A 229-nucleotide genomic window follows, 5' to 3' on the forward strand; every position below is an offset into this window, starting at 1 on the left:
CTTGTTCACTATTAATTTGCGCATAAAGTGGTTCACTTGGCCAACAAGGTAGTTTTTTAACATTAACCAGTGGTTGATACTCTGCGTCTGCGAGCAAAGAAACTTGTTGCTGAAGTTCAACGGTCTCGACAAAACTCTCTCCTTGCTCACTTAGGCTGGGAGTCAGGTTTTGCAATTGATGAAAATACTCAAACTTAACCCCTCTTTTTTTTAGTAGTTCGTATAAGGG

The 229-nt window shown here is 40.2% G+C and carries 1 protein-coding gene; it reads right to left on the minus strand.

Annotation, left to right across the window (positions count from 1 at the left end):
* Nucleotides 1-229 (minus strand): hypothetical protein (locus SB749_RS21195; protein WP_410712057.1); only part of this gene is annotated, 229 nt, incomplete at both ends.

It is taken from the genome of Brevibacterium sp. SIMBA_078, from assembly GCF_046534565.1.
In the GTDB taxonomy this organism is placed as follows: domain Bacteria; phylum Actinomycetota; class Actinomycetes; order Actinomycetales; family Brevibacteriaceae; genus Brevibacterium.